Here is a 25521-nt window from a genome sequence, read left to right as displayed (position 1 = left end):
GTCAGGCTCCTTGGGTCGTAGCGCGGGTGGTGAGCGCTGCCGCGGCGGTGATACCCAACCGGGCAGCATTGCCAGCGAGAATTGCGGCGGTATCGGCCTCGGGAAGCCCGGCGGCGTGCACCTCGCCAACGGGCCTCTCTGATCCCATGTCGAAGGGGTAATCCGAACCGAGCAGCACCTGTCCGGGACCCGATGCCTCAATGAGCGAACGCAGCTCACGAGGGTTATGGACCAGGGAGTCAAAGAAGATCTTCCGCAGATATGACGACGGCGGTTCGGCGCACCTTTGTGCCTCGGGGCGCACTTTCCAGGCGTGGTCGGATCGTCCGATGGTGGTGGGCAGGTAGCCGCCGCCGTGGGCCGCCAGGATCTTGAGGTCCGGGTGCCGGTCCAGCACGCCGCTGAAGATGAGATGCGACAGGGCAACCGCGTTTTCGGCGGGCTGTGAGACGGTGTTGGCCAAGTAGAAACGGTCCAGCCGTTCGTCCAAGGAGCAGCCGAAGGGGTGCAGGAACACGATGGCACCCAGGTCCTCGGCCCGGTTCCAGAAAGGTTCCAGTCGCGGATCAGAGAGCTCTACCGTGGTTCGCTCCGGGTCGCCGGGCGTCCCTGCGAACGAACCGATTTCCACGCCGAGCAAACCACATTCCACCACGGCGTGGTCAAGTGCTTCCACCATGAGGTGCGGATGCTGCAAGGGCACCAGCCCGAGCCCGTTGAGCCGGTCGGGGACGTTGTTGACGTAATCCCGGACAGCCTCGTTAGCCTGCCGGGCCAGTGTCACGGAAAGCTCCTCGGCGGCGAAGTAGTAGAAGTGGGACGGCGAAGGTGAGACAAGTTGTACATCCACGCCTTGTGAATCCATGTCCGCCAGACGGCGGTTCAGGTCCGTCAGCTGTGGCCAGCGCTCCTTGATCATGAGGCCGGAGTTAGCCATGGACTCGGGGCCATTGCGCCGGACTTCCAAGGCCTGCAGGGCCGCAAATCCTTCCGGATCGTTCTCTGCTACGGCCTGCTGCAGGGCCGGAATGAGGACATGGGCGTGGACATCTACGGTGGGGTGCTGGCTTGCGGCTGCGGCGTTCATGCGGGTTCCTTTAGCATGGTGGAGAGTGAGTTCATGAGGCCGGGTACGTTGGCGTCCCGGACGCCGTCCAGCATCCACTGGCCCAACTGAACGGATGCTTCAACCACTGCGGTCGCCCTGTCGAGTCGGCGGTCTGCGAACTCTTTCCACAGAGTCTCGGTGAGATGGTCGGCAGAGATGAGGAGTTCTGCGAGCACGGCGGCGTCTTCCAGCGCCATGGCGGCGCCCTGGGCCACCGTCGGCGGGCAGCTGTGGGCGGCGTCGCCAATGATCACGGTGCGGCCGCGGTTCCAGGGACCGTCCACCAGATGCGAGGTAAACCAGGTGTAGTTGATGCGCGCACCGTGGTCCAAGTTGGCGCGGATCTCGTTCCAGGGGCCGCCATAGGCTGCAGCCAGTTCTGCCATGACGCGGGGCCCGTCGTCGTGGTGGCGTTCCTGGGCCTTCTCCACGAGGTAGGCATAGATGGTGTCAGGTCCGGTGGGGCAGTAGCCGGCAATGAAGCAGGGGCCGCCATACGTCAGGTCGGTCCGGACCACGTCCTCCGGCCGGTCCACGAAGGCCCGCCAGATGCCCATGCCGGTTGGCTTGGGCTCGACGTCGATGCCGATCGCCTTGCGCACTGCCGAATTGAGCCCATCGGCACCGATGAGAAGGTCATAGGCGGCGGTGTCACCGTCGGAGGTACGGACGGTGACGCTGCCGTCGTCGTCCGCTATGTCAGTAACCGTCTTGCCGTAACTGATCCCGGCACCGGCATGAAGTGCCCGTTCCCGGAGGATGGCCGTCAGGTCAGGGCGATACATTCCCAGTGTGGCCGGAAGGTCGTCGCCGCCGGTCCGGATGTCCTCCAACACGGCGATCACGGTGCCGGCGGGGTCGGGGGCCCGCAGGCCAAGGGTGCTGAAACCGTACCCTCTAGCCTCAACTTCGTCCCAGACACCGAGTTCGCGCAGGATGCGAAGGGCGTTGCCCTGAAGGGTGATGCCGGAGCCCAGGGTCTGGGGCTCGGTGGCCTTCTCCAGAACCTCAACCTTAATGCCGGCGTCGGCAAGGAGTGTGGCTGCTGCGAGTCCCGCCGCCCCCGCTCCGACGATTCCGACCCTCTGTACTGCTGCCATCTGATGACTCCTTTGTGTGACGGCGTTACTTCCAACGGTGCTGCTGTTGTCACGGGTTGGGCCTTCGTTGGCCCAACCCGTTGATTGACCGACTACCGGACGGCGATGGGGTTGACCGGCGAACCGACGGCCCCGGTGATGGGAAGTGGCGCTGCGGTCAGCATGAAGTCATACCTGCCATCGTCAGCACACGCCACGGCCAAGGCGTCCGGGTCCCACATTTCTCCCAGAAACAACCCCATGTTGGGGATGGCGATCTGGTGCAGTGGCTGGAAAGCGCCCTCAAACTCATTGGGCCGGACTTCGAAGCCCCACGTGTCAGTTGCGATTCCAGCGATCTCCGACTCGTGCAGCCATGCAGCGGTGCTGAAGGACAACCCCGGCGCGGACCCACCGGCGTAGTCGCCCCAGCCGTCGCGGCGGACCCGGGCATACTGACCTGTGCGGATCACCACGATGTCACCACGACGAACAGTTGAGCTGGCACCCTGGCGATCAATGGTCCGCTGCAAGTGTTCCGGGGTGATCGCGAAGCCGTCAGGCAGTTCACCGTCGGTCCGTCCCAGATCCGGACCCAGCGCACGCCCAACGTCCAGGAGTACGCCGCGGGTCACGATCTTGGCCGCGGCGGTCTCGATCCCGGTGACCAGGTCACCCTCCGAGGTCACTACATCCCCGGCGGCCCTGCCGTTCCAGGCTTTGCCGCGATCGAAGATGTGGCCCAGCCCGTCCCATTGCGTGGAGCACTGCAACGGCATGGCAATGACGTCATCGGCGCCGCCGAAACCGTGCGGGAACCCTTGGTTGCCGCGCTCAGCGTCCACCCCGGTGTCGGTCATGGTGTGCACGGGGTTGGTCCGGCGTCGCCACCCCTTCTGTGGGCCGTTGGTGTCGAAAGGCTGGGACAAGGAGAACGCCTCGCCTGTGGTGACCAGTGCCGCTGCCTCGACCCGTTTTGCGGCGTCGATGAAGTTCAGTGTCCCGAGGACGTCGTCTGCGCCCCAGCGACCCCAGTTGTTGTACCGATCCGCGGCGGCAGCGATGCTCGCCAGCGGATCCGAACGCTGGATCAGGGAAGCGTTTGAGGCTTCTGTGGTCACTTTTCGTCCTTGCAGTGGATGAGTTGTGTGCCCAGCCCGGTGATGGTGCCTTCCATGACGTCGCCGTCTTGCAGGAGTCGTCCCCAGTGCTGGCCGTTGCCCGCGGGGCTTCCGGTCAGGACCAGATCTCCGGGCCGCAACGGCATGATCTGGGATGCTTCGCTGACCAGTTTGGCGACCCCGAAGATCATGTCCTGGGTCGATTCGTCCTGCATGGCCTTGCCATTGAGCTTCAGTGTGACCTGGACATCCTGCGGGTCGCCGAAGAACTTGGCGGGGACCAGCAGCGGACCGGTGGGAAGGAAGCCGGGAGCGTTCTTGGCGCGGTACCAGTCCGAACCGATGGCGGGCATGTCCTTGCGGAACACATACTCGCGCGTGGTGATGTCGTTGACCATGGTGTAGCCGAAGACGTACTCGAGGGCTTCCTCCGGGGTTACCCGGAATGCTTCCTTCCCGATCACCGCTGCGAGCTCCAACTCCCAGTCGTGGCTCTTGCTGTAGGACGGCAGGGTGAGGTCCTCGGTGGCCGAAGCGATCGCCGTCGGCAGGCCGATGAAGAAGTACGGCGTTCCTTGGCCGGCACGCTGGTCCATCATCGCGGCGGTCTTGGCGCGTACCTCTTCAGCATCCTGTCCGGCGTCGCGGTGTGCCACGGCCAGGTCGATGACGTGCTTGCGGTAGTTGGCGCCGGTCTGCAGGACCTGCGCCGGTTCAACCGGGGCAAGGACCTCGACGCCGGACAGCGCCAGCCCGGTCTCCTCACCGGCCGAGGCGGCCAGTGAGTCCAGCTCGGCCTCGGTGGTGTCCCAGTGCTGGATCAGGGAATTGATGTCGCTGTCCAACGGCAGCACTCGATCGCCCACCAGAAGGCCCGCTTTTGCTTTGGTGTCGCCGGACTCCTGGTAGCGGACCAGCGCGTAGTGTGGCTGCGTCATTAGCCGCGGCCCTGCTTTGCGTAGGGGTTCAGGAGGGCTTCCTTCATTTCGGCGGAAGCGCCTTCCTCGGTGGCGGTGAAACCTTCGGCCGGCGGGAAGGATTCGGTCATGGAGTGCGGCATGGCGCCGTTCTTGTAGAAGTTGTTGGACCCTTCCGAGGGCTTCCAGGTGTTGGCGTCCCAGTCCGGCACGTAGTTGCGGTAGCCGCCGGAGTTCAGTTCCACGCGCAGCCCTGAGGGGTCACGGAAGTAGAGGAAGTTCTGCTCGCCCACACCGTGGATGGAGGGTCCGTATTCCATGGGAGTGCCGTTTTCCATCATGACGTCCGCGGTGCGGAGAAGGTCTTCGGTGGCGTCCACCCAGAAGGCAATGTGATTGACACGGCCGGCGCGCTTGGACGTATCCAGGACAACTCCGAGGTCGTGGGACTTCTCATTGGTGGTCAGGACCGAGAACACTGTGATGGGTGCTTCGTCCAGGTCCACGAAGGCCATGACACGGAAGCCCAAGGCCTCGTTGTACCACTTTGCGAATCCGCGGACGTCGGAGGAAGCGACAGTGACGTGGTCCAGAAAACGCGGAGCGGCGGCGTGGCTGCTGCGGCGCTCGGGACGGTCTGGGTAGGTGGATTCGAAGCCGGGCTCGGCAACGAACTTCTCCACGTCATAGAAAAGCCGCATGTGGTGTCCGTAAGGACCGGTGAATTCGTACGCTTTGCCGAAGCCGTGACCGCCGGCAGTCCACGAACCCTGTACGCCGGTTGCTTCAACGCGGGCTGCTGCAGCTTCCAGGGCTTCCTGGGTGTTGGTGCGCCAAGCCATCCGGCCGAGCGACGCTTCGGGGCCTTCGGTGATGACCAGGCTGTAGCGGTAGTAGTCGCCCCAGCAGCGCAGGTACACGTTGCCATCCACGCGGTCGATGATGCGCATGCCGAACTTTTCCTGGTAGAAGCTCGCCGAGGCTTCGACGTCCGGGGTGGTGATCTCGAGGTGGGCGAGATGGGAGAGGGGAGTTTCCACGATGAATTCCTTCTAAGTGCTGGTTGCTCGGACAGTTATCTGCAGGTCCTGTAACAACAATGGTGCAGGTCACTTATTTGGGGAAGAATCGTTTTTTGATAGACGATATTCGTTGGATGAATACCTTTTAGCCTGGGAATGGGGACCCCGGATGCGCTGGGCGCCACTACGCGGTCACAACCTTCGGGTCACTGCAAAATCCACCACGTCATCACATTTCCGAATCCGCGGAATACACAACTGCAATCTCGCCGGTTACTGCTTTCAACTGATAATTGGGATGTTCAGTTCCACCAGTCGCCATAGGAGTTGGCATGCAGGAAGATCGAATCCGCTGGGGCGTAGTGGGGACCGGCGGCATCAGCCATCAAGTCACCGCGGACTTTTCGATGGTCGAGGAGGCTCGCGTAACCGCGGTGAGTTCGCGGCAACAGGCGTCCGCTGATGCTTTTGCCGAGGAACATGACATAGCCGGAAGATTCTCCCGCTTCTCCGACATGCTCGGGTCGGACGTCGACGCAGTGTATATAGGCACACCGCACGTGACGCACTTCCCGCTCGCATCAGAGGCACTCCGCGCCGGAAAGCACGTGCTGTGCGAGAAACCATTGGGTCTCAACTCCCGTGAGGTCGAGACTCTTTCTGCCTTGGCCTCAGCCTCGGGGGTGTTCCTCATGGAAGCCATGTGGATGAAGTTCACTCCACTTCACAGGAAGCTCGCAGACATGATCCGCATCGGCGCTCTCGGCGAAGTACGCTGCTTGCAGGCCAGCTTCGGGGCGGCCTTCCCGAGAGACGATTCGAGCAGATGGCAACCTGGGGGAAGCGCCCTCCTTGACCAAGGGATCTATCCTGTGACGCTCGCGCACATGTTGTTCGGCACCCCCACCTCGGTTCGCGCCATCGGAACAACACGGCCCGACGGTGTCGATCTTCGCGGCCACGCCATGCTCGGGTACGACGACGATCGCATCGCGCAACTGGCGTTCTCGATGGTGGACTGGCTTGGCTCAGCCGCAATGATCGGGGGCTCCGAAGCGTGGATCACCATTGATAACGGCTTCTGGTATGCGAATGAATTCACGATCCATCGTCCCCTTGAACGGGGGCAGCGCGACGACGAGGTGGTCACGACGAGCCGCCAAGGATTCGGCTATGCTCCAATGCTTCGAGAGGTTTGTCAGGCGATTCAAGCAGGCAAGCTGGAGCACCCCCTCCACACGCACGCCCAAACCTCTGCTATCTACGCAACCATGGACGAGATTCGCCGTCAGGTTGCCGATGGTCGTGCTGAGGATCAGTAACTGGTCCAGCTGACGGGAGAGGATCGACGTATGGCCTCGGCCACTATGAAGCGTCGTAAATCTCGAAGAGGTGCTGCTCCGAACGATCCAGGTACGCCTTCAGCAGGGACGCTGCCTCGTCGAAGCGTCCATCAGTCAGGGCCTTCGCGATCTCTTCGTTGTCCTCCACATACCGCGAGTAGAACTCCACGTTTACGGGCTCTTTGAAGAAGAACAGCCGCATCTCCGCGAGCACTTGATTCATGAGGGTATTGAGCCTCTGGCTTTCGGCCATCTCAACGATGGCGCCGTGGAACCTGAGGTTGGCATCTGCCAGTAACTCCTTGTCCTTGGCTTTGGCCGCCTTCCGTCCATCGGCCACGGCTTCCTGGATGGCCGCGATGCGGACGGCGGAGCCGCCGTTCCGGACGGCGCTCACCTCAATTGCGCGGCGGACCGTGTAGAAGTCGCGAAGGTCATCCGCGCCGGGGGCGGCCACAAAAACTCCGCGGTTGGGAAGGCGGACCACCAAGCGTTCAGCGCCAAGTTCGGCGAAGGCCTCCCGAAGGGTATTGCGGGACACTCCTAGTTCCTCGGCGATGGTGGGCTCATTGAGGCGCATCCCGGGGACCCACTTACCCGTGATGAGTTGGCGGCGCAGCTCTGCCGCAACCCTGGACGCGACAGCCGGTACCGCGACCCGGAGCCTTGCGGCAGGGCCAAGCTCGTAGTGCGAGTCGTCAAAGAGTTCCCCAGCTGTGTCCATAAGAAGAATCTACACTCTCTCAGTATCTTTCATTCACAGAATCGTTGAACGATTCCCAAAGTTAAGCAATGATGGGTTCATCACGTTTCCCTGAGATGAGGATCACAATGCAACACATAGACCTGAACAGCGATGTGGGAGAGTCATTTGGGCGATGGAGCCTGGGCGAGGACGACGCCGTCTTCCGTTCCGTGTCCAGCGCCAACGTCGCGTGCGGCTTCCACGCAGGAGACCCGACGGTGATGCGGGCTACCTGCGAGCTCGCCGCCGGCCGCGGTGTCACCATTGGCGCCCACCCGGGCTACCGGGACCTGGCCGGCTTCGGCCGCCGGTTCATGGAGATTGCCCCCAACGAGTTGGCCGATGACGTCGCCTACCAAATCGGGGCTCTGCAAGCCATGGCAGCAATCGCCGGCACCACGGTGAAGTATGTGAAACCCCATGGCGCCCTGGGCAACGCAATTGTTCATCATGCTTCACAGGCCCAAGCCGTCGTCGATGCCGTCCGCTCAGTGGACCCCACGTTGCCAATCCTTGCCCTTGCAGGTTCAGAGGTCCTTCGCCGGGCCGAAAAGGCAGGACTTCGTGGCGTACCTGAAGCTTTTGCGGACCGTGCCTACGCCCGCGATGGTTCCCTGGCGCCGCGCAGCCTGGAGGGCGCTGTACTTCACGATCCCGAGGCCATCACCAAACGCATTGTTCGGCTGGTGACCGAAGGCAAGATCGAGGCCATCGACGGCTCACAAATCAAGGTCCGCGCTGAAAGTATCTGCGTCCATGGAGACACAGCAGGTGCCGTGCAGATCGCATCAGCAGTCCGTGAATCCCTCGAATCGGCAGGCATCGCCGTAAGGAGTTTTGTCCAGTGACGCATCACAACAATGCCGTGACCGAGCCGTCCCAACCGGAGAAACCAATGGCAACTTCCCCCAGCGAAACCCGCCTCCGCAAAAGGAGTGCCATCAAGGCCTACATCGCCAGCCTCAGCGGAACCTCACTTGAGTACTACGACTTCGCCATCTATTCCGTGGCCTCCGCCCTGGTCTTCCCTAAGATCTTCTTCCCGGGCAACGACGAGTTCGTTGGCCTCCTGCTTTCCTTCTCCACATTCGCCGTCGGATACCTGGCGCGTCCGCTGGGCGGCATCATCTTCGGGCGGCTGGGGGACCGGCTCGGCCGCAAACACGTCCTGGTAGTCACGCTGCTGTTGATCGGCGCAGCCACCATCCTCATCGGCGTTCTTCCTGACTACAACGCGATCGGACCAGCGGCGCCGGCCATCCTTGTCCTTTTGCGCCTGGCCCAAGGCATCGGCGTCGGCGGTGAGTGGGGCGGAGCGGTACTGCTGTCCAGCGAATTCGGCGATCCTGACAAGCGCGGCTTCTGGTCATCGGCCGCACAGATCGGTCCACCTGCCGGTAACCTTATGGCCAATGGCGTTCTCGCCATCCTTGCCGCATCTCTCAGCACCGAGGCTTTCCTGTCCTGGGGTTGGCGGGTGGCCTTCCTAGCTTCTGCCCTGCTGGTGGTCTTCGGCCTCATCATTCGCCTGAAACTGGAAGAAACCCCGGTGTTCAAGGCGCTGGTGGAAAACAATGAACGCTCGGAAGCTCCGCTGCGTGAAGTATTCCGCAACGAACCGCGCGCCCTCATTGCAGCGGCCCTGTCCCGCATCAGCCCCGACGTTATCTACTCCATGTTCACCGTGTATGTGGCCGTGTATGCCACCAAGGAACTGGGCATGACCACGGGCAACGTCCTGACCGCTATCCTGATCGGATCTGCCGTGCAGATCTTCATTATTCCGACGGCGGGCGCGCTTACTGATCGCTTCAACCGTCGCCTTCTCTACGGCATCGCCGCAGCAGGCAGCGCCATCTACATTCCACTGTTCTTCGTCATGATCCAGGACCGTTCCGTCGTAACCCTCACCCTCGGTGTCGTGGGCGGCTTGATCTTCAACGGCCTGATGTACGGCCCGCAGGCTGCCTTCATCACAGAACAGTTCCCGGCGCGGCTCCGCTATGCAGGAAGTTCCTTGGCTTACACACTCGCCGGAGTGGTCGGTGGTGCCATAGCTCCGCTGATCTTCACGGGTCTTTATGCTGCTACCGGTACTTGGTACCTCATCGCCGTCTACCTGGCCGTGTGCGCTGCGGTCACCATGACTGGTGTCGCACTCGGACGTGATCCCAAACCCGAAGAAGACCTGAGGCTCATCCGTGAAGTCAACGCCTGAAACACTTATCCGAACCGGGTCCCGGATAGCGGCCGTGCGGGCCGTCGGCGAACGCGGCGTGCTGGCCGAACTCGACACGCCCGAGGACGTCCTGGCATTGACGGAGCTGCTGAAGCGCACGCCGTTTACGGGGCAGCGCGAAGTGGTTCCCGCTGCAGAGACCGTCCTCATTACTGCTGAAAGCCCCACAGCGATGTTGCGGATCACGTCCCAGCTGGGGAAATTGACCATCCCGCCGCACCGCCAGGTCGGCAGGAAACTTGTCGAAATTGACACCGTGTACGACGGCGAGGATCTCCGGGACGTTGCCGAGCTCGCAGGGATCAGCGTTGAAGCCGTTGTGGCAGCTCACACGGGACAACTGTGGACGGTTGCCTTCACTGGCTTCGTTCCCGGGTTCGGTTACATGCGGGGAGAAAATGACATCCTTACCGTCCCGCGGCGGCCCAGCCCCAGAACCAACGTTGGCGCAGGATCGGTGGCCTTGGGCGGCAGCTACACGGGAGTCTATCCACGTCAATCGCCTGGCGGTTGGCAGATCATCGGCCACACTGGCTGTGCCATGTGGGACAGTGGCCGTGCCGAACCTGCGTTGGTCAGCCCGGGAACGGGCGTTCGATATAAAGCAGTACGGGACACTGTAGTTGTTCAGCTGCCCGCTGTGCAGGAAGCGGTCAGCCACGGACATGGTCTCCGGGTCCGCCGAAGTCTCCCATTGACCTTGGTTCAGGATCTTGGCCGACCTGGCAATGCGGCCATCGGAGTCTCACGTTCCGGAGCACTCGATCAGGGCTCGCTCCGCCGGGCCAATCGGCTGGTCGGCAACATGGAAAGCGCACCAGCGTTGGAGATCGTCGACGGCGGCCTGACGGTCCAGGCTGTCGGCGAGCAGATTGTGGCTATCGCCGGAGCTCCTGCCGGGATTCGGATCAGTTCTGACACCACCTCACGGCCTGCGATGGTAGCCACTCCTTTTGTCCTCATGGATGGGGAAACGCTGGCCATGTCCGCCCCTTCGGCGGGAGTTCGCAGCTATCTGGCAGTTCGGGGTGGTCTTGTGGCCGAGGAGGTGCTGGGCAGTTGCTCTGCCGATACCCTCTCCGGGTTGGGCCCCAAGCCGCTGACAGTGGGCGACTTCCTGGCAGTTGGTCCGCCGCCGGCACAGGCGGTTGGTCTCCCGGAAACGCAGCCGGACTTTCCTGCTGGAGACGTGGTGGAACTGGAACTCGGCCCCGGTCCGCGGCAGGACTGGTTTTCCGCTGAAGCGTTGGAGTCCCTTTTTGACCAAGTGTGGACGGTCACCAACGACTCCAACCGGATTGGCATGCGTCTGGCTGGTACGCCACTGGAACGCGTGCAGCACGGTGAACTGCCCAGTGAGGGCACCATCTGCGGTGTGATCCAGGTACCGCCCACCGGACAGCCAGTGGTTTTCCTGTCCGATCATCCCGTCACGGGCGGCTACCCGGTGATCGCCGTCGTAACCCCCAAAGACCTGGACAAAGCGGCCCAAATTCCCGCCGGCAGCCGGGTCCGCTTCAGACACGCACCACCGATCACAGAAAGTACTTTCTAATGCGCAAGATCCTTATTGCCAACCGTGGAGAAATCGCAGTACGGATCGCTTCCGCCTGCACCGACGCGGGCTTGGCCTCCGTGGGTGTTTACTCCGACAACGACTCCGGATCCGTGCACGTGTCCGCAGTCGACGAGGCGTACAGTCTTGCAGGCAGGACCCCCGGGGAGACTTACCTCGACGTCGACAAAATTCTGCACGTCGCAAAACGTTCAGGGGCTGACGCGGTGCATCCCGGATACGGCTTCCTCTCCGAAAATGCGGACTTTGCCCAGTCAGTCATGGATGCAGGGCTGACCTGGATTGGACCAAGCCCGGACGCCATCCGATCGCTGGGCAACAAAGTCACCGCGAGGGAAATCGCCGTCCGCGCCGGCGCGCCCTTGGTTGCCGGAAGCAAAGGACCAGTTGCCAATGCCGCGGAGGCCCGGGCCTTCGCGGAGGAGGTTGGCCTGCCCATTGCCATCAAGGCCGCTTTCGGGGGAGGCGGACGCGGGCTGAAAGTGGTGCGTGACCTGGACGGCGTGGAAGAAGCTTTCGACTCGGCCGTCCGGGAAGCAGTCACAGCGTTCGGTCGTGGCGAGTGCTTCGTGGAGCAGTACCTGGACCGGCCCCGGCACGTGGAAGCGCAAATCCTTGCCGATAACTACGGCAAGGTGGTGGTGGTCGGGACGCGGGATTGTTCGCTCCAGAGGCGCCATCAAAAACTCGTGGAAGAAGCGCCGGCCCCTTTACTGAGCGAGCAACAGCGGCTGACAATTTACGAGGCAGCCCGGGCCATCTGTTCGGAAGCCGCGTATGCCGGTGCTGGAACTGTGGAATTCCTTGTGTCCGAATCCGGTGCCATTGCTTTCCTGGAGGTCAACACCCGCCTTCAGGTGGAGCATCCCATTACGGAAGAGACCTCCGGCGTGGACTTGGTGCAGGAGCAGTTCAGGATCGCACAAGGGCTGCCGCTCTCGCTTGCGGAGGATCCCGAACCGCGCGGCCATTCCTTTGAGTTCCGGATCAACGCCGAGGACGTGGGCCGCGGATACCTCCCAACGCCCGGGACCGTGGAGTCCATCACCGTGCCTACCGGGCCCGGCATTCGCCTGGATTCCGGGATTGGGGCAGGTTCAGAGATTTCCGGGGACTTTGATTCCCTCATGGCCAAGCTCATAGTCACAGGATCGGACCGGCAGCAGGCCATCCGGCGGGCACGGCGGGCGTTGAAGGACTTCAGCATCTCTGGATTGCCCACCCTCCTGCCCTTCCACCGTGCAGTCCTGGAATCCCCGGACTTCACGGACTCGTTCTCCATCCATACGCGGTGGATCGAAACTGAGTTTGAGCACGGCATCACGTCCGATCCATCTTTTGACCCCCGCCAGGCCGGCCCCGCCGGTACTGTCACGGTTCCCTTGGACATCGACGGCAAGCGGGTCATGGTGGGCTTCCCGGGTAACCTTGCACGCCTGTTTGGCACAGCAGTCACTGAGGCTCCGCAAGAGAACGTCACGGCTGTAACGAGTGATCCCGGACTGATTGAATCGCCCATGTCCGGCAAAGTGGTCAAATGGCTCGTCAACGCTGGCGCAACCGTTCAAGCAGGATCCCCGCTGGTGGTCCTGGAAGCCATGAAGATGGAGAGCGTCGTTCCAGCGCCCCGGTCAGGTGTTCTGGCAGAAGCCCTGGCTCCAGCAGGAAGCAGTATCAAAGCGGGGGAGAAGCTCGGCCGGCTCACCCTCGACTAACCCGGGTGGGCAACAACAAAAGCAGAGCGTACGACGGCGGGAACCTCCCGCCGTCGTACGCTCGCTGGTGCGTCTAATCGCCGTCCGCGACACCCTGTGCGCACTCGATGAAATTGTCCGCGATGGTCTCCGAGGTGCCTGCTCGGCTGACCAGCGACAGCTCCACGAGGTCCACTCGCTGCGATAATTCCCTTGCCATCAGGCCCCGCCGAGCCCCCAGAGATGAGCGCGGCACCAGAGTGACCCCCAGGCCGCATCCGACCATAGCCAGTTGAGACTGGATGGAGTTCGCGACGTGCTTGGCCTGCGGACTGAAGCCTGCCTGACGGCAGGCCGCCACCATTTCGTCGTGGTAATCCGGCGAGATCGCACGCGGAAGCCACACCCAGCTGTCGTCCCGGAACCTGGCAAGGTCCACCGCGCCCCCGTCGGCAGCCTGGGGATGCGTCACCGGGAGTGCAAGAACAAAACGGTCCCGCCGCAGGGGAACCGAACGCAGCCCCTTGTCAAAACCCGGTTGGCGGATGATGGCTACGTCGAGTTCCCGCCGAAGCAGCCGATCGCGTCCGTGATGAGTGTCGATCTCCGATACTTCCAGCTCCACGTCCGGCCAAGCACCCCGAAATCTGTCCAGAACGTCGGGGAGCAGGCCGTCGAAAGCGGATGTCACCGAGCCCAGGCGCAACGTCCCGGCCATGCCGGACTTGGACCGCGCCGCAACGTCCTCTGCCCGCTCGGACGCCTGGACCAGCAAGCGGCATTCGTCCAGAAACAGCTTCCCCGCATCGGTGAGCAACACAGATCGGCTGGAACGGGTCAACAGGCTGGTTCCAAGCTGCCTTTCCAGCTGCAGGATCGCTTGACTAAGAGGTGGCTGGGACATCATGAGCCGTTCCGCGGCCCGCCCGAAATGCAGCTCCTCTGCCACGGCAACAAAGTACCGGGCTTGGCGTACCTCGATCATTGAGTCGCAAAACCTCTTCCACCTATAGCTAACCAGACCTTCACTATATCGATTGATGGCGGTCTACTGGAAGCATGACTTCCCAAACAACACTTCTGGAGCACTACTCAGCGCTGGATTCAGCTGCTGTCTCCGATGCCCTCGACGCCCTGGGCCTGCCGCCAGGACAGGCTGGTTTCCTGCCCGTCTGGGGGACCCCAAAGATCGTCGGATTCGCTGTCACCGTTCAGCTGGAGCCTTACGTTCCCGGCCCTTCCGGTGCGCACATCGGCGCAACGGCCGTCTCGGCAGCCAATGACACCAACGTCATCGTCGTCGCCAATGACGGCCGCACCGACGTCTCCTGCTGGGGAGGGCTCCTCAGCCTCGGCGCCGCCCTGAACGGAGTCCGCGGCGTCGTCGCCGACGGCGCATCACGCGACGTTCACGAGGCCAGGGAGATGGGCTTCCCCGTCTTCGCCAAAGGCCGCATCCCGGCCACCGCCCGCGGCCGGCTCCAGCAACGCTCCACCGGCGAACCCGTCCAACTGGGCGAGGTGACAGTCACCCCCGGCGACCTTGTTCTCGCGGACGAAACCGGCGTCGTAGTTGTCCCCGCTACCCACATAGACGAGGTGCTCGAACGCGCCCAAGGCGTGGTCGCACGGGAGCAGGCCATCGCCGCCGACCTGCGGGCCGGCGTCGCACTTCACGAAGCCATGCGCGACGCGCGCCTGGCAGGAACCACAGAGGAACACTGATGAACACCACCACAGAAACGTCCGTCACCGACCGCCTGTCAGCACTGCCGACAGCCTCGATCTCCGATGCTATGGACGCCCTCGGCCTGCACGGGACCCTGCACGGATTGTCCCCGCTGACCTATGACTTCCGCGCCACCGGACCGGCTTTCACCGTCCAGTACGCACCGGCAGGCGAAACCCGCGGGAGCGTGGGAGATTTCCTGGACGACGTACCAGCCGGATCAGTCATTGTCATCGACAATGAAGGACGCACCGACGTCACCGTCTGGGGCGGCATCATGACCGAGGTCGCCGCCGAACGCGGGATCGCCGGAACCATCATCAACGGCGTCTGCCGGGACATCTCCACGTCGCTGCAGCAGAACTACCCGCTGTTCAGCCGCGGTAAGTTCATGCGCACCGGCAAGGACCGTGTCCAGCTGGTCGCCGTACAGACCGAGGTGACCATCAACGATGTCACCATCTCACCGGCGGACATCATCTGCGCCGACGCGGACGGGGCGCTCTCTGTACCCAGCGCCCGCGCTGAAGAGGTCGCCGACCTGGCCGAAAGGATTGAAGAAACCGAAACCCGGATTGTCGCCTCAGTCAAGGCGGGTTCCACCCTGGTCCAGGCCCGCAAAGACCTCGGCTACCACGACCTCCAGTGGGGTAACAAGTGACCAATGCAGCCCGCGGACACTCCTCCGCCACCCTTTATGAAGCCTCCAAACTGCCCTGTGCCTGCGATCCCGGACTCAAACCTGCCTGGCCCGGAGCCAAAGTCACCGGACCGGCGTTCACCGTCCGAGGCATCGGCGGCGACAACCTCGCCCTGCACCACGCAGTCCTGAACGCACCCGCCGGCAGCGTCCTGGTGGTCGACATGCAGGGTGCCGAACACGGACATTGGGGTGAAATCCTCGCCGCTGCAGCCCAGCATCGCGGCATCGCCGGACTGGTCATCGACGGCGGCGTCCGCGACGTCGACGAAATGGCGCAGATGGACTTCCCGGTCTTCTCCCGCAGCGTCACCGTCGTCGGAACCGCCAAGGACTACGCAGGGGAATTCTCCTCCCCGGTCCGCGTGGGCGGCCTGACCGTCCGTGCCGGCGACTTGGTAGTCGGCGATTCCGACGGCGTCGTGGTAGTCCCGCGCGACGCCGTGGATTCAGTTTTGGACAAGGCAGACCAACGGGTGGCCGACGAGCAACGGATCCTTGACGAAATCCGACACGGTAAATCCACCCTCGAGTTGTACTCCTTTTAGACGGAAGAACACATGACAGTCACGTCCCAGCCACAGATGGGCGCTCCTGAACGGATCGCCGCCTCCAGCCGCCGCCCCGCCACCCTGGGCGCGGCAGCCCCGGGCACCATTTCACTCGCCATGGGGGAGCCCGACGCCGGTACCCCCACCGCGATTGTCGACAGTGCCGTCCGTTCCCTCGTTAAGGGACGGACCCGGTACTCGCCCATGACGGGAGCACCGGAACTGCGGGAGGTGCTCGCGCGGAAGATCTCCGCCGGGCACCCCCGCCCCACCACTGCGGGCGAGGTGGTACTCACGCATGGTGGCAGTGCGGGGCTGGCCGCGGCCATGCTCGCCCTGATCCAGCCAGGGGATCGGGTTCTGATCCCGGAACCGACCTATTCCCTGTACGCCGACCACGCCGCCATGGTCGGCGCGGAAGTAGTCTGGATTCCAGCCCTCCCGGACGGTTCCCTTAACCTGGCGGCTCTCCGCAGGGAAGCTGCGACGGCCCGGCTGATTATCCTGTGCAACCCAGGTAACCCCACCGGGCGTGTCTACCCCGCTGCTGACTTGGCCGGGGTCGGAGAGATCCTGGCAGATCACCCGGACCTGTTGCTGCTCTCTGACGAAGCGTACGGCAGCATTGTCTTCGACCAGCTTCCGTTTGTTTCAGCCTTGGACTTGGCGGAGGTTTCCGCCCAGGTGGTCTACTGCAGCACCCTGTCCAAAACCTATGCCATGACCGGCTGGCGGCTCGGTTTCGTCGTGGCTCCAGTTCCCCTTGCGAACAAGATCAACCTGATCCATCGCACCATCAACGGACCGTTGAACACCTTCGTTCAGGATGCTGCCCTGACAGCCTTGGAAATACCGGACGAGGACCTCCAGACCGTGACGGCTTCCTACCAGGAGCGGCGCGACATGGTGATCAAGGCGCTCAACGGAATTCCCGGCGTCGAAATCCTCTCGCCCCAAGGTGCCTTCTACGCATTCCCCCGAATCACGACGACTTTGGGGTCGGACGAAATGGTGGCCCGGTTTGCCCAAGCCGGTGTCCTGGTGCGTTCGGGAAGCGAGTTCGGGCCCTCCGGAGAAGGACATGTGAGGCTCTCCTTTGCCACAGACGCAGCGAGCCTGGATGAAGGCCTTCGCCGCTTCGCTGCAGCTGTCCGGGACTTCCCGTGACAGGCAACACCGGGCTGACCACCGCCGTATCCAGCCTCGGTTTGCCGTCACGGGCCGAGAACGCCTTGGTCCGCCACGGGATAAGGACCGTCGAAGTACTGACCACCTGGTCCCGCAACGAGCTGTTGACCCAGGTGGTCGGTCTTGGCGACGGGTCCGTGGATCTCATCGAAGCCGTCCTCGCGCTCAGGGGCCGCCGTTTGGCTACCGACGAAACCGGTCGCCGATACCACCAACCACATGCGGGCACCAACCAAAGACACATCAAGAACCACCACGCCTGGGCCGCCCCGGCGCTCTCAGCCGCCAACACCCTGAATGGAGATTTCCTTGCCTGGCCTGACCAAGCTTGAGCCTTTCACCCTTCCCCTCGACCTCGACGGAGTCCGCGTCAAAGTTGCCGGCATGTACCGCGCCGGTACCGGGATCCCAATTGTCTTCCTCCACGGCTTCGGATCCACCAAAGAGGACTATGCCGACGTCATCCAACAGGTAGAGCTCGCTGATCGTCCCATTCTTGCCTACGATGCCCCCGGGTGCGGCGCAACCTCCTGCTCGGACCTGAACGCCATCTCTGTGCATTTTCTTGTCGCCGTCGCGAAAGAAGTCCTTGCCTCCCAAGGCATCGAGCGCTTTCATCTGGTAGGTCACTCCATGGGCGGGCTGACGGCACTGCTGCTGGCAGATCAAGACCCAGCCCGCGTTGTGAGTTTCTCGGACATCGAGGGCAACGTGGCCCCGGAAGACTGTTTCCTGAGCCGACAGATCATCAGCCACTCACATCCCGACCCGGAGGGATTCTTCAAGGACTTCCAGGAACGCGTGTGGAAATCCCGGTTCTACTCCAGCAGCCTCTACGCGGCGAGCCTTCCCCACAAAGTTCGCCCCGGAGCGGTCCGGCCGATCTTCGAATCCATGGTGGATTTGTCCGACCATGGCGGCCTCATGGACCGATTCCTGGCCCTGCCGTTTGCCCGCATGTACATGTACGGCGTTCAGAACAACACCCTGAGCTATCTGCCACTGCTGGCCGAAAAGGGCATCGAACTGGCCGAAATCCCGCGCAGCGGCCACTTTCCCATGTACTCGAACGCCACCGAAATGTGGGACCGCCTCACAGCGTTCTTCCTCAGCAGCGAGCAGGCATGAAACGACGGGACACGCCCCAATTCATCCGGTACGACGATTGGACGGCCCTGATCGGCGGACACGTACAAATCCGCAAGCCCGGGGAACCCGTTCACTCCGGGATCGTGGACCACGCCATGGCCGATTCATCCACGCTCTGGCTAAGAAGCAACGGGGTCCAGCCCCGTCGGGCCTTCGTTCGCAAGGAAGGCTACGAGGTCTGGATCAGTCCCCGCGACCTACAGTTCCGCGCGAACCCCGTGGCCAACGCCAGCATCTAGCCCTTGGGCCACCAGCCCGGGGCTCCGGGCAGTCTATTGTCAGCCGCACGACGACGTGCGGTTCGTTCCCATGGAGAAAAATATGCATACACCCGCACACGACCCCGCGGATGAACTGGAAAACGAACGCGAGCGGACCGGCGATGTTGCTTCGGCCGTCCGGGACTTCGCCAGTGAAGAACACGGCTATCACAAGTCACTGAAGCCGCGACAGATCCAAATGATTGCCATCGGCGGAGCCATTGGTACCGGTCTGTTTATGGGAGCCGGCGCCCGCCTCAACGGAAGCGGGCCGGCACTGGTGCTGGTATATGCCGTCTGCGGATTCTTCGGCTTCCTGATCCTCCGGGCTTTGGGAGAGCTGGTCCTGCACCGGCCATCGTCCGGCTCGTTCGTTTCCTACGCCCGGGAGTTCTACGGTGAAAAGATGGCCTACGCGGCCGGTTGGCTCTACTTCCTGAACTGGGCCATGACCTCCATCGTGGATGTCACCGCGGCGGCCCTGTACCTGAAATTCTGGGCACTCTATTGGCCGCCGTTGCAGGAAGCGCCCCAGTGGCTATTGGCCCTGATCGCCCTGGTGGTAGTGCTGTCCCTGAACCTGGTTTCGGTGAAGCTTTTCGGTGAGATGGAGTTCTGGTTCGCACTGGTCAAGGTCATTGCCTTGGTCAGCTTCCTCGTCGTCGGCGTCGTCTTCCTCCTCAGTGGTGCCGCCACCGATGTCGGCCCTACAGGTTTGGTCCTGTTCGCAGACAACGGCGGGTTCTTCCCGAACGGCGGCATCGCGCCGCTCCTGGCCGCCAGCGGGGTCATCTTCGCCTACGCCGGCATCGAGCTGATCGGCACGGCCGCCGGTGAAACCAAAGAACCAGCCAAAGTCATGCCCAGGGCGATCAACAGTGTCGTCTTCCGGATCGCCGTGTTCTACGTCGGGTCCATCCTGCTGCTTTCCCTGCTTTTGCCGTTCACTGCTTACAAGTGCGGTGAGTCACCGTTTGTCACGTTCTTCTCGCACCTCGGCGACCCGCAAGCGGGTGCAACGGCCGCATCCATCATGAACTTCGTGGTGCTGACCTCGGCCCTGTCCAGCTTGAACGCAGGCCTCTACTCCACCGGCCGAATCCTGCGATCCATGGCCGTCAATGGATCCGCGCCACGATTCTCGGGCCGGATGAACAGCAAAGGTGTTCCGTACGGCGGCATCCTGTTCACCACGGTGGTGGCCCTGCTTGGCATCGGACTCAACGCCCTCGTACCATCACAAGCCTTCGAGATCGTCCTGGAGGTCTCAGCGCTCGGAATCATCGGCTGCTGGGCCACCATCATCCTGTGCCAGATGAAACTTCACAGGCTCTCGCGGTCCGGCCTGATTACGCGCCCAAACTTCCGTTTGTTTGGGGCACCATATACCTCTTACCTGACCTTGGCGTTCCTGCTCTTCGTGCTCGTCTCCATGGGCTTTTCCGATACGGGCCGCTGGGTCCTGGCCTCGCTGCTGGTGCTGATTCCGCTGTTGATCGGCGGGTGGTTTGCTGCGCGGGAGGGAATAGCCGCTGCAGCCAAGGAACGCGAAGGCTACACCGGGAGCCTTCCCGTGCTGGCTAACCGTCCAGCGATTGATCAAGGCCGGGCACCAGCGGGAAACAGTACGTCATGACACCGCGCTATCCAGGAGCTGCCACCGTTCCCGCCCTCGTTCTGACGGGCCATCATGCTCCTGTCAGTGGGTGGTGGCGGCCCGACGGCGAGACAGTCCCGTTCCGTTACGTACGGAAGGGTGACCTCATGCCGGGGGTTCGGGGGAGCGGCGTCAGCTGGAAACTGGAGTTGCTAAGCAGCGAGACTTCCTCGCAGCAGCCCCCTGACTGAGTGTTGCTTTCGAACCGCGCCCCTGCCACCAGTTGATGAAGCCGGTGATGGTGATGATGGGTGCTGGGGGATGGTTCTGCTGGATGCGCGTAGGAGTAATTATCGGGCCCATTAGATCCGTGACCATTGGGGTTCAGTTTCTGTCTGGGCGAAGAGGATGTGTTGCTGTGGGTCATCGCGTGGCGGGAACGTGAACGCGCTGGTCGGGCCGGACGTTCGGTGGTGATGGGTCCTCCGGTCAGCGAGGCCTTGGCTGGACTTTTCCGAAGATGTGGCTGGTTGTCATTCGGTAGCTGAGTTCCCCGTCCATTTCCTGTGGGGTGACCCAGACCTGATGGCCGAGGCATGCTTCGAACATCTGTCGGGGCCCGTGCTGGTCGGCCGCGATCCAGAGGGCTGAGGAGTCGGGCATGGCGGCGTCGACGAAGCCGGTTCGCAGGATGCGGCCGTGGAGACGGATCTCCACGCGTGCTTTGGTCAATCGAGACCATTCGAAGTGTTTGTGGGATTCGGGCTGCTTCGATGTCATGAAGTTGCGGGCTTCCGGGTTGGCAGGATGGTTGAGTGCCCCTCTTGTGTGCCCGTGCCGTTTTAGCGTCTGCGGGTGAGGGCCGCATAGGAGGTGCGGAGGTGACCTTCCATCAGTGCCCGTGCGCGGTGTTCGTCGCGTTGGGTGATGGCGTCAACGATGAATCGGTGATCCTGCAAGCTGCGGTGAAGTTCGTCGGGGGAGTAATACTGAAAAGATCCTGACATTAGCGGGGCAAGTGCGAGGTCTTTTGCGATGTTGAAGAGCCTGGGTGACGCTGCTGATTCGAGGATGAGCAGGTGGAGTTCGTGGTTTAGATCGGCGATCTCGGCACGGTATCCCTCGGGCCGGTTGCTGGCCAGTTGGTCCATGCGGTCGCACAGCCGGTTCAGATCTTCCAGGTGGGAGTCTGAGCGGCTGTGCGCTGCAAGGCCTGCGGCGTGGGATTCCAAAAGGGCACGGATGGACATTACCTCCGCAGCGTCGGCATTGGTCCACTCTGCTACGAATACTCCGCGGTTTGGTGAGACAACTACTAGGCCCTCGTCCGCGAGTTCTCGTAACACCGTTCGGATGGGGGTGCGGCTGAGGGAGTATTCGGCGCAGAGTCCGCGCTCGGTGAGGTGGCTTCCGGGCGGTAGTTTGCCTGTGGTGATCTTGGCGCGCAGATCCTCCAGAACGTCCTGTCGCTGCGTGTCCATGCCCTCCCCAAACTGATCGTGATCCCGGCTGGCCACGATGCTAGATGCTTTTGATCAAGCCTAGTGTCATGGTGGCAGTGTTATGGCCGGGTGAGTCCGAGAAGGTCGAGCGTGCTGGCGCCTTCGCGGATCCGTGCGCGCATGGTCTCTTCTTTGAGTTCGCGTTGCTCGGAAGAAGCCAACGCGGTGTCCACGTCGTTTTGACCGACGCGGACGAGTCCGTCGGCGTCACCCACCAGGATGTCTCCCGGATTGATCAGAACCCCTCCAATGGTGACGGGAACATTGACCCGGCCCTTTTGCACCTTCGTGGTTTTGCGGATGCACACTCCCCGGGTGAAGACGGGGAAGCCGGAGGCGATGATTTCCTGGCTGTCGCGGACTGCGCCGTCGATGACGAGTGCGGCGACGCCGCGCTCCTGGGCGGCGAGGGTCAGGACGTCGCCCCAGGGGCCAGCCTGAACGTATCCCTTGGCGTCGACTACGAGGATGTCTCCTTCTCCAGCTTCGAGGAGTGCGACGTGTATGAACCAGTTGTCGCCCGGTTCAAGGTCAACGGTGACCACTCGGCCAGCGACCCGGGAGGTTGGGTCCAGGGGTTTGATGGCGGGGTCGATGGCGTCACGCTGTCCGTTTGCTTCGTAGACGGTAGCTGCGCCGAGTCCAGCGAGCTTGGTCATGCGCGGGTCTGTGGTTTGGTTGAGGATCATTTGGTATCTCCTGTGGTGACGAGTTGTGCCTTGGCGTCGGCTTCTTCTTCTGCGATCCGTGCTGTGGCTTCGGCCTGCTTGACGAATTTCAAGCCGACCACCATCGCTGCGGCGATGAGGCACGTGGCACTGACCATGGCCAGCCCCCAGTTATTGCTACCGGTGGAGTCCTTGAGAGCGCCGAAGGCGAACGGTCCTATGAATCCACCAAGGTTCGCAAGGGAGTTGATCGCTGCAAGTCCGACGGCTGCTGACTGACCGGTAAGGAACAGGGAGGGCAAGGACCAGAACGGGCCGTAGGTGGCGTAGACGGCGACGGTGATGACGGTCAGCAGAACGATGGACAAGATAAGGTTGTTCACCGCGAAAGGCATGAGCGCCAAGCCACCGCCTGCGGCAATGAGGGGGATACCGACGTGCCAGCGGCGTTCGCGCTTCTTGTCTGAGTGCCGTGCCCAGTAGACCATGACAATTGCGGCGATGCCGTAGGGCACGGCGTTGATGTAACCGACGGCGGTGTTGCTGAGCTGAGTTGATGCGGCGGCGATGATCTGCGGGGTGAAGAAGGCTAGGACGTAGATGGCCACGGATTTGCTGTAGTAGATCAGCGACAATGCTAGGACACGTCCGCCAGCGAGGCTGCGCCAGAAGGAGACATGGCCGTGGCGCTGGACCTTGGCGTCCCGCTCTGCCTGGAGGGTTGTTTCCAGCCACGCCTTCTCTTCGGTAGTGAGCCATTTGGCCTTGGCGGGGGCATCGACCAGGACGAAGAGTGTGACAGCTGCCAGGATGACGGCAGGGGCACCTTGGAGGATGAAGACCCAGCGCCAGCTCTCCATTCCGGCCCAGTGGACATTGTCGAGGATGAGTCCGGATAAGGGAGCCGCGATGACGGTGGCGAGGGGCAGTGCGATCATGAACAGCGCGACTACGCGGGCGCGTTCACGCTCGGGGAACCAGAAGGACAGGTAAAGGATGACGCAGGGGAAGAACCCTGCCTCAGCGACCCCGAGGAGTGTCCGGATAATCGCCAGCTGAGTGAAGTCCTGTACGAATCCGCAGGCCACCGCAACGATGCCCCAAGAAACGAGGATCCGTGCGATCCAGCGGCGTGCACCGACCTTGCGCATGAGGATGTTGCTGGGTACTTCGAAGAGGAAGTATCCGATGGAGAACAGCCCTGCGGCGAGACCGAACTGGGCTGTGGTGATGCCGAGGTCGGCGTTCATCTCTTTGGCTACGAAGCCTACGTTGGCGCGGTCGATGAACGCGATGATGTAGAGGATGACCAACAGTGGCAGGATGCGGAATTTGATCTTGCGGACGGTGGCGTCTCCGACGCGGGGGCGCGCGGTTGAGGTGCTCATGCCAGCACCTCCTGCGTGGATGTCGTTGCTGTTGTGGACTGGGCCAGGGAGTCCAGCCAGTCCATCGAGTCTTCAAAGGTGGAGCCGCTGGGGCCGCCGGTGGCCTTGAGGTTGTCGGCGGTGACCGCGTACTTGGCGGCCACGTTGCCGGTCAGTTCTGCCGGATATCCCGCGCGGTCGAGCTGCGCTGCGGATTCGAGCACCTCAGCGTGTCGGCGGACCGAGTGGCCAGGGTGTGTGGCGACCATGCTCTTAAGCAAATCCGTGAATGGTGCTTGGTCCACGTCGCTCAGAACGGTGCACAGCTGGTCAAAGACGCCATAGGACCGGGCCGCAGGGAAGGCCTCGACGGCCAGTGCTTCCAGTCCCTTCATGATTACCGAACGCAGCAGTTTCACCGTTACGGCGTCTCCCGGTGTGCTGTCCGGGAGAACCCGCACGGGGGCGCCGGCGTCCCGGAGCAATTCCTCGGCAGCGGGGTTGGGCTGACCGGCATAAAGCAGCGGTGTGCGTACCCCGTTTAGGGCCACCGCTCCAGTAATTGCGATGTCGACGTAGTCGATGCCCGCAGCAGATGCCAAGGCCGCGGCTTCCCGCTTCGCCTGGGCTGCCGCCGTAGTCATATCAATTATTGTGGCACCCGCGTTGAGGTGCTGCACCAATGGTCCAGCAACTAACGGGAGCACCGACCCGGGAACGCAGACCAGAACAATGTCCTGATCAGTGATCCATTCTGAAACTACCGGGCGGATTAGAACGCCGGAGTTCGCAGACCAACTCGAGGCAGCCGCAGGTGGCTGCGGGTCCGATAGTGAAATTGTGTGGGACGAGTGCGCATTGAGCGCCTGAGCCCAGCACAGGCCGACTTGGCCAGAACCAATGATTGTGGTTTTCAAGACTGACTCCTTCGTCGCGGTGTCTCTGTGATCTAGGATACAAGATTAGTACCATTTAGCAACTCCACGGTCTGATAATGCAGAACAGGGACTATTTGGTATCTAAATGGTTCTGAATGGTTGTCCGTTGCGAGGCTGCTGCTGCGTGGCGGTGAAGCAAAGGAAGTGCCCGACGCCGTGGCTGTTGAGTGCTGACAGCGGGCGGCAGCGCTTGCGGCGGGCTAGCCTTGCTCCAGGCGAGGGGTGCGTGCACGAAGGGGGTTCCAATGCCGCCGTTTTAGCCGGCGAAGTGGACTGCTGCTCTATTGCGTGTGTGTGTTCACGAAAATGTTTGGGTAGATTCGCATCGCCAGCGTTGAAGGTGCTGGCGGACCTCGTCGGGGTCTTGTTCAAGCGCGGACGCCTCACAGAAGGTTGAACGGCCCCGTGCGGCGCCGCAGGCTAATCTCCTCGCGGTTGCGTCCGTAGCGGATTACGAGGACCGCCATTGGCCCCGATGGAGGGCTCTGGGTGCCTAGTGTTGCCCCTGGTCAAAATCGGTTCTGATGATTCTCGATGCCATGCATGACGCTGGATTGGCGGGTCAGGATGCGGCGAACGTCCGGCCTCTGAGTGGCTGCCTAGTCACTGGATGACAGCCCGGTCGCCAGGCTGATCGACAGTCCCCACGGATTCGTGACCTGGCAGTAGGCCCGTTCGGGAAGCGAGTTCTTCTCTGGGCGCGACTGGCCAACGTCATTGAAACTTTCCGGACTCGGACACAGTAACTTATGGCATGTCGAGTCGGGTTTTGTAGGCGGTGTTTTTGTCGGTGTTCCAGCCGGCGATGATTCCGGCTCCGAGCATTTGATCGGTTAGGCGTGCGAAGCGGTAGCCGGGGTCTGTGTCGAGAGCGAGTTGCATGTATTGGTGTGCTTTGGATCCTCGGCCTTCCCACCAGTTGATGTATCCGATGGTGGTGAGGATGGGTGCTGCGTGTTGGGGGCTGGTTCTGGTGTAGGCGTGGATGAGTAGTTGTTGGGCCCATTCGATCCGTGACCATTGAGGCG

Annotated in this window: 26 protein-coding genes; 13 read left to right on the top strand and 13 right to left on the bottom strand. The window is 62.4% G+C overall.

Annotated features, from left to right (window positions below; genetic code table 11):
* Position 1: 1 nt before the first annotated feature.
* From BLW08_RS21685 to BLW08_RS21665, 5 genes are all read right to left on the bottom strand, one after another.
* Positions 2-1087 (bottom strand): amidohydrolase family protein, encoded by a 1086-nt coding sequence (locus tag BLW08_RS21685; RefSeq protein WP_091328073.1) that lies wholly within the window; start codon positions 1085-1087, stop codon positions 2-4.
* Positions 1084-2208, bottom strand: a complete 1125-nt coding sequence (locus BLW08_RS21680) for an FAD-dependent monooxygenase (protein WP_091328071.1) — start codon at positions 2206-2208, stop codon at positions 1084-1086. The genes BLW08_RS21685 and BLW08_RS21680 overlap by 4 nt, the downstream gene beginning before the upstream one ends.
* 92 nt (positions 2209-2300) lie before the next feature.
* Positions 2301-3308, bottom strand: a complete 1008-nt coding sequence (locus tag BLW08_RS21675) for a cyclase family protein (RefSeq protein WP_217639262.1) — start codon at positions 3306-3308, stop codon at positions 2301-2303.
* Positions 3305-4246, bottom strand: coding sequence for a fumarylacetoacetate hydrolase family protein (locus BLW08_RS21670; protein ID WP_091328069.1), 942 nt, complete (start codon positions 4244-4246; stop codon positions 3305-3307). Before BLW08_RS21670 ends, BLW08_RS21675 begins: the two co-directional genes overlap by 4 nt.
* Positions 4246-5265, bottom strand: coding sequence for a VOC family protein (locus BLW08_RS21665; RefSeq protein ID WP_091328067.1), 1020 nt, complete (start codon positions 5263-5265; stop codon positions 4246-4248). The genes BLW08_RS21670 and BLW08_RS21665 overlap by 1 nt, the downstream gene beginning before the upstream one ends.
* Positions 5266-5579: 314 nt before the next feature.
* On the opposite strand from BLW08_RS21665, the gene BLW08_RS21660 reads away from it, so the two are divergent.
* Positions 5580-6569, top strand: coding sequence for a Gfo/Idh/MocA family protein (locus BLW08_RS21660; protein ID WP_091328065.1), 990 nt, complete (start codon positions 5580-5582; stop codon positions 6567-6569).
* Between the two features lie 43 nt (positions 6570-6612).
* Here BLW08_RS21660 and BLW08_RS21655 read toward each other — a convergent pair whose 3' ends face one another.
* Positions 6613-7314, bottom strand: coding sequence for a GntR family transcriptional regulator (locus BLW08_RS21655; protein ID WP_091328063.1), 702 nt, complete (start codon positions 7312-7314; stop codon positions 6613-6615).
* 107 nt (positions 7315-7421) lie between these two features.
* On the opposite strand from BLW08_RS21655, the gene BLW08_RS21650 reads away from it, so the two are divergent.
* From BLW08_RS21650 to BLW08_RS21635, 4 genes are read left to right on the top strand one after another with little or no spacing between them, the layout of a single operon-like run.
* On the top strand, positions 7422-8183 hold the full coding sequence (locus BLW08_RS21650) for a LamB/YcsF family protein (RefSeq protein ID WP_091328061.1): 762 nt from the start codon (positions 7422-7424) through the stop codon (positions 8181-8183).
* Between the two features lie 47 nt (positions 8184-8230).
* Positions 8231-9553, top strand: coding sequence for an MFS transporter (locus BLW08_RS21645; RefSeq protein WP_091328221.1), 1323 nt, complete (start codon positions 8231-8233; stop codon positions 9551-9553).
* A complete protein-coding gene (locus tag BLW08_RS21640; RefSeq protein ID WP_091328060.1) occupies positions 9537-11129 on the top strand; it encodes a 5-oxoprolinase subunit B/C family protein in 1593 nt (530 codons plus the stop codon). The genes BLW08_RS21645 and BLW08_RS21640 overlap by 17 nt, the downstream gene beginning before the upstream one ends.
* Complete coding sequence (locus BLW08_RS21635; protein WP_091328058.1) at positions 11129-12865, top strand: acetyl/propionyl/methylcrotonyl-CoA carboxylase subunit alpha; 1737 nt, start codon at positions 11129-11131, stop codon at positions 12863-12865. Before BLW08_RS21640 ends, BLW08_RS21635 begins: the two co-directional genes overlap by 1 nt.
* 73 nt (positions 12866-12938) lie before the next feature.
* On the opposite strand, the gene BLW08_RS21630 is transcribed toward BLW08_RS21635, so the two are convergent.
* Complete coding sequence (locus BLW08_RS21630) at positions 12939-13829, bottom strand: LysR family transcriptional regulator (protein ID WP_091328057.1); 891 nt, start codon at positions 13827-13829, stop codon at positions 12939-12941.
* A gap of 74 nt (positions 13830-13903) precedes the next feature.
* Here BLW08_RS21630 and BLW08_RS21625 point away from each other — a divergent pair, with 74 nt between their 5' ends.
* The 8 genes from BLW08_RS21625 to BLW08_RS21590 all read left to right on the top strand — a co-directional run bounded on the left by BLW08_RS21625 (position 13904) and on the right by BLW08_RS21590 (position 20057).
* Positions 13904-14569 (top strand): RraA family protein, encoded by a 666-nt coding sequence (locus BLW08_RS21625; protein ID WP_091328055.1) that lies wholly within the window; start codon positions 13904-13906, stop codon positions 14567-14569.
* The gene (locus tag BLW08_RS21620) at positions 14569-15234 is read left to right on the top strand and encodes an RraA family protein (RefSeq protein WP_091328054.1); all 666 of its coding nucleotides are present in this window, start codon (positions 14569-14571) and stop codon (positions 15232-15234) included. Before BLW08_RS21625 ends, BLW08_RS21620 begins: the two co-directional genes overlap by 1 nt.
* Complete coding sequence (locus BLW08_RS21615; RefSeq protein ID WP_091328052.1) at positions 15231-15821, top strand: RraA family protein; 591 nt, start codon at positions 15231-15233, stop codon at positions 15819-15821. Before BLW08_RS21620 ends, BLW08_RS21615 begins: the two co-directional genes overlap by 4 nt.
* Before the next feature lie 12 nt (positions 15822-15833).
* Positions 15834-16991, top strand: a complete 1158-nt coding sequence (locus BLW08_RS21610) for a pyridoxal phosphate-dependent aminotransferase (RefSeq protein ID WP_091328051.1) — start codon at positions 15834-15836, stop codon at positions 16989-16991.
* Positions 16988-17344 carry a DNA-directed RNA polymerase subunit alpha C-terminal domain-containing protein gene (locus BLW08_RS21605; RefSeq protein WP_091328049.1) on the top strand — a complete coding sequence of 119 codons (357 nt, stop codon included), beginning with the start codon at positions 16988-16990 and terminating at the stop codon, positions 17342-17344. The genes BLW08_RS21610 and BLW08_RS21605 overlap by 4 nt, the downstream gene beginning before the upstream one ends.
* On the top strand, positions 17322-18140 hold the full coding sequence (locus tag BLW08_RS21600; RefSeq protein WP_254780009.1) for an alpha/beta fold hydrolase: 819 nt from the start codon (positions 17322-17324) through the stop codon (positions 18138-18140). The genes BLW08_RS21605 and BLW08_RS21600 overlap by 23 nt, the downstream gene beginning before the upstream one ends.
* The gene (locus BLW08_RS21595) at positions 18137-18400 is read left to right on the top strand and encodes a hypothetical protein (protein ID WP_091328048.1); all 264 of its coding nucleotides are present in this window, start codon (positions 18137-18139) and stop codon (positions 18398-18400) included. Before BLW08_RS21600 ends, BLW08_RS21595 begins: the two co-directional genes overlap by 4 nt.
* Positions 18401-18482: 82 nt before the next feature.
* The gene (locus tag BLW08_RS21590) at positions 18483-20057 is read left to right on the top strand and encodes an amino acid permease (RefSeq protein ID WP_091328046.1); all 1575 of its coding nucleotides are present in this window, start codon (positions 18483-18485) and stop codon (positions 20055-20057) included.
* 450 nt (positions 20058-20507) lie between these two features.
* Here BLW08_RS21590 and BLW08_RS21585 read toward each other — a convergent pair whose 3' ends face one another.
* The 6 genes from BLW08_RS21585 to BLW08_RS21560 form a co-directional block, all read right to left on the bottom strand.
* A complete protein-coding gene (locus BLW08_RS21585) occupies positions 20508-20798 on the bottom strand; it encodes a hypothetical protein (RefSeq protein ID WP_091328045.1) in 291 nt (96 codons plus the stop codon).
* A 62-nt stretch (positions 20799-20860) separates the two neighbouring features.
* Positions 20861-21499 (bottom strand): GntR family transcriptional regulator, encoded by a 639-nt coding sequence (locus BLW08_RS21580; RefSeq protein WP_091328043.1) that lies wholly within the window; start codon positions 21497-21499, stop codon positions 20861-20863.
* A gap of 80 nt (positions 21500-21579) precedes the next feature.
* Positions 21580-22209, bottom strand: a complete 630-nt coding sequence (locus tag BLW08_RS21575; protein WP_091328041.1) for a 4-carboxy-4-hydroxy-2-oxoadipate aldolase/oxaloacetate decarboxylase — start codon at positions 22207-22209, stop codon at positions 21580-21582.
* Entirely contained in the window at positions 22206-23576 is a 1371-nt protein-coding gene (locus tag BLW08_RS21570; protein WP_091328039.1) for an MFS transporter, read from the bottom strand. The genes BLW08_RS21575 and BLW08_RS21570 overlap by 4 nt, the downstream gene beginning before the upstream one ends.
* Positions 23573-24472 carry an NAD(P)-binding domain-containing protein gene (locus tag BLW08_RS21565; RefSeq protein ID WP_091328036.1) on the bottom strand — a complete coding sequence of 300 codons (900 nt, stop codon included), beginning with the start codon at positions 24470-24472 and terminating at the stop codon, positions 23573-23575. The genes BLW08_RS21570 and BLW08_RS21565 overlap by 4 nt, the downstream gene beginning before the upstream one ends.
* 768 nt (positions 24473-25240) lie before the next feature.
* On the bottom strand, positions 25241-25521 hold a 281-nt coding region (locus BLW08_RS21560; RefSeq protein WP_139244935.1), incomplete at its 5' end, for a DUF4192 family protein.

The organism is Arthrobacter sp. cf158 (assembly GCF_900106835.1).
Taxonomy (GTDB): domain Bacteria; phylum Actinomycetota; class Actinomycetes; order Actinomycetales; family Micrococcaceae; genus Arthrobacter.
The sequence above is the reverse complement of the archived record's forward strand: the minus strand, read 5'-3'. Positions and strand labels throughout refer to the sequence as shown.